The organism is Corallococcus sp. AB049A, from assembly GCF_003668885.1.
Taxonomy (GTDB): Bacteria; Myxococcota; Myxococcia; order Myxococcales; family Myxococcaceae; genus Corallococcus; species Corallococcus interemptor.
Genome location: NZ_RAWL01000660.1, coordinates 1 through 3118, shown reverse-complemented (window position 1 = coordinate 3118; position 3118 = coordinate 1). Strand labels below are relative to the sequence as shown.

Annotated in this window: 4 protein-coding genes; 2 read left to right on the top strand and 2 right to left on the bottom strand. The window is 72.3% G+C overall.

Translation table 11 applies throughout. From position 1 onward, the window contains the following. On the top strand, positions 1-1296 hold a 1296-nt coding region (locus tag D7X55_RS44305; RefSeq protein ID WP_233610313.1), incomplete at its 5' end, for an MYXO-CTERM sorting domain-containing protein. A gap of 21 nt (positions 1297-1317) precedes the next feature. Here the strand turns inward: D7X55_RS44305 and D7X55_RS37930 are convergent. Both D7X55_RS37930 and D7X55_RS37925 read right to left on the bottom strand, forming a co-directional pair. Further along, entirely contained in the window at positions 1318-1695 is a 378-nt protein-coding gene (locus D7X55_RS37930) for a DUSAM domain-containing protein (protein ID WP_120553162.1), read from the bottom strand. A 7-nt stretch (positions 1696-1702) separates the two neighbouring features. Then, positions 1703-2026, bottom strand: a complete 324-nt coding sequence (locus D7X55_RS37925; RefSeq protein WP_121725580.1) for a hypothetical protein — start codon at positions 2024-2026, stop codon at positions 1703-1705. Positions 2027-2203: 177 nt separating this feature from the next. On the opposite strand from D7X55_RS37925, the gene D7X55_RS37920 reads away from it, so the two are divergent. After that, the coding region (locus tag D7X55_RS37920) for a metallophosphoesterase (RefSeq protein ID WP_304988918.1) at positions 2204-3118 on the top strand (915 nt) is incomplete at its 3' end.

Sequence of the window (3118 nt, the reverse complement as noted above, 5' to 3'; positions counted from 1 at the left end):
CATCTGGGCCGCACCGACATTGCGCCACGACGGGCCTTTGCGCGCTCCCGCCGATGCCTCGCATCTCCCCGCCGCACGCCGGGCGGCGGCGGCGCCGGGGGGCGGGTGCTGCTCCAGGGCCGGAGCGTCTCGTGTCCGGCCAACGTGAGCGCGGGCAACGCGGGCGTGTCCGCCTCTCCGGGCGCGGGCTCGCACGGCGCGGGGCCCAGCTCCGGCGCGTCGGATGCCGGCACTCCGGACGGGGGCACGTCCACGGGGACGGTGCAGCAGGTGGTGGACCTGGGCTACCAGGTGCCCTCGGCGCCGGTCATCACGGCGCCGGTGTCGGGCGAGGTGACGGGCAGCACGCGTCCGCGCATCTCCGGGACCGCGGACACGAACGGGCCGGAGGTGCACATCCTGGTGGATGGGCGGGAGATTGGCGCGGTGGTGCCGGGGGCGGACGGCCTCTTCAGCTACGACCCCACGACGCCGCTGGGCGCGGGCACGCATGACGTCACCGCCTGGGCGGAGTCGCTGGGCGTGGCGAGCAAGGCGGCCACGCCGGTGCGCTTCACCACGCCCGAGGTGGTGCTCGCGGATGGCGGCGTCGTGCAGATGGCGGTGCTGGTGGTGCCCTCGAACGGAGACACGGTGGGGCCCACGCCGCTGTTCGCCGGCACCGCGCCCAACGGGGTGAACGTGGGCGTGGTCATCGACGAAGGGCCGGACATCATCGTGCCGTTGGACCTGCTGGGGCGCTTCCGCTACCAGGTGCCGGACGCGGAGGCGCTGAGCGTGGGCACGCACAAGGTCACGGTGCACTCGCACAACGAGGCGGACGAGGACGGGCCGTACTCCGACGTCGTGGGCTTCGAGGTGGTGGTGGGCGGCGCCGACGGCGGCACGGACGCAGGCCCGGAGGACCCGGTGGTGCCCAGGGTGCTCGTCCCCGAGGAGGGCGCCACGGTGGAGCCGACCTTCATGTTCGTGGGCGTGGCGCTGCCGGGCACGACCGTGCAGCTGGAGCTGGACGGCAAGGCGCTCGCGCTCGCCACCGCGGATGACGAAGGCGTCTTCCGCCACATCCTGACGGCGGACACGGCGCTCGCGGTGGGGGCGCACAAGGTCGTCGCGCAGGGGGTGACGGAGCAGGGCGAGGCGGGCCCGCGCTCCCCCGAGGTGGGCTTCCAGGTGCGAGGCCCCACGGACCTGGACGTGGGCTGCGGCTGCGGTACGGCGCCCGCGGGGATGATCAGCCTCTGGGCCCTGGTGGGCCTGGGCGCCCTGGCGCGCCGCCGCCGCGCGCGGAGTTGACGGGACGTCGCGCCCGGACCATCACTCTTCGTCTAGTGCTTCCAGTTGGATCTGCGCGATGTCGCGGTAGAGAGGCACCACCTCATCCTCCACGACGTCGCGGAGCAACTGCCGCGCGCCGTCCAGGTCGTTCGCCTCCTGGCGTCTCGTTGCTTCGCTGAGTGCACGTGACAAGCGGTTGGAGCCGTCCCGGATGCGCCGTGACACCTCGGTGAGCAACGTGGCGGCGCTTGCCTCGCTACGGAGCGCCTTTTCGACCTCCGCTTGGGGGATGCCGACTTGTGGGCCGGTGCGCTGGAGGATGGCACGCGACTCGGCGGTGAGCGTGAAAGGCTCTCCGGACGAGACCCGACGTGCGAGGTCCCGAACGTCGTCCCAGTTCACTTCCTGCTCGTTCATGGGGCTCCTATGCGCGGCGAGGACGGCAGAGGTCGAACGGCCACTGTTTCTGACCCTCACAGTTTCGCAGGCAGGCGTAGCAGTCACCCAGCCACCGCGGCTTCTTCGAGTCCTTGCACTGCACGTAGCGGTCAATGCAGTGCTGTCGCCAGCCCTCGTTCGGATCATCCAGCCCTTTGACCGTCGCGCCAACCGCGGCTCCGGCCGCCGCCGCGCCCAGGAGGGCCGCGGCCTCCGCGTCGGTGAGCCCACACGCGGCCGGATTGCCCGGGTGGGCCTCCACGCAACACGTCTCGCTGTCGATGCACGTCGCTGTCGCGCAGCCCGTCATCAACGCGGCACCTGGCGCGAGTGCGAGACCAGAGCGCCAAGATAAGTATTTCATGCTTATCTTGAAATCCTAGCCCAAGGCCGGCCCGCCAGGCGTCCGGTGGGGCTGCCGGGCGCGGCCTGGCGGTGGCCGTTATCTTCCCGCGCTCGAAGGCGTCCCGGCTTCCGGGACGACAGGGTGGCGCGCGTGACGACGGACGTGTCCTCGGAAGAAGCCTCCTCGCGGCGGGCCCGGCGCTCGGCCCGTGCTCCTGGCTGGCGGTCGCTGGTGGCCCTCCTGCTGGGGTTGGGCCTGCCCATCGCGCTGCATGTCTACATCGGGCTGCGTCTCTTCACGGCCCCAGACTGGCCCGCGCCCTGGGCCGCCGTGGGCTGGGGCCTGCTGGGCCTCTGCTTCCTCGTGCTGCTGGCGGGCTTTCGCGCCGCGCGCCGGAGTGAGGCCACCGGCTTCACCCGCGTCATCCAGTGGGGCGCGTACCTGTGGCTGGGCGCCTTCGGTGTGTTCCTCACCGCCGTGCTGGCCTCCGACGCCGTCGGCGCCGCGCTGTCCTTGTCCGGCACCGTCACCGACATGCACGCGCTCGCCAGGGGCCGCGCGGCCGCCGTGCTGGGCACCGTCGTGCCCGCCGTGGCCTTCGCCTTCGTCACCGCCCGTGGAAGAGCCCGCGTGGAGCGCACCACCGTGGCCCTGAAGGACCTGGGCCCCGGCCTGGAGGGCATCCGCGTCGTGCAGCTGTCCGACGTCCACGTGGGCCCCACCCTGGATGGCGTGTGGCTCCTGCGCGTGGTGGAGCAGGTCAACGCCCTGAAGCCGGACCTCGTCGCCATCACCGGCGACCTGGTGGACGGCTCCGTGGACGAGCTGCGCGACCAGATGACGCCGCTCGCGGCCCTCAAGGCTCCGCTGGGCGTCTACTACGTCACCGGAAACCACGAGTTCTACCACGGCGCCCGCGCCTGGATGGCCGAGGTCTCCCGGCTGGGCATCACCGTCCTCAACAACGAACACCGCGTCGTGGAGCGCGGCGGCGCGAAGCTCGTCGTCGCCGGCGTCACCGACCACGACGCCGGCCACATCGACCCGCCCCTGGAG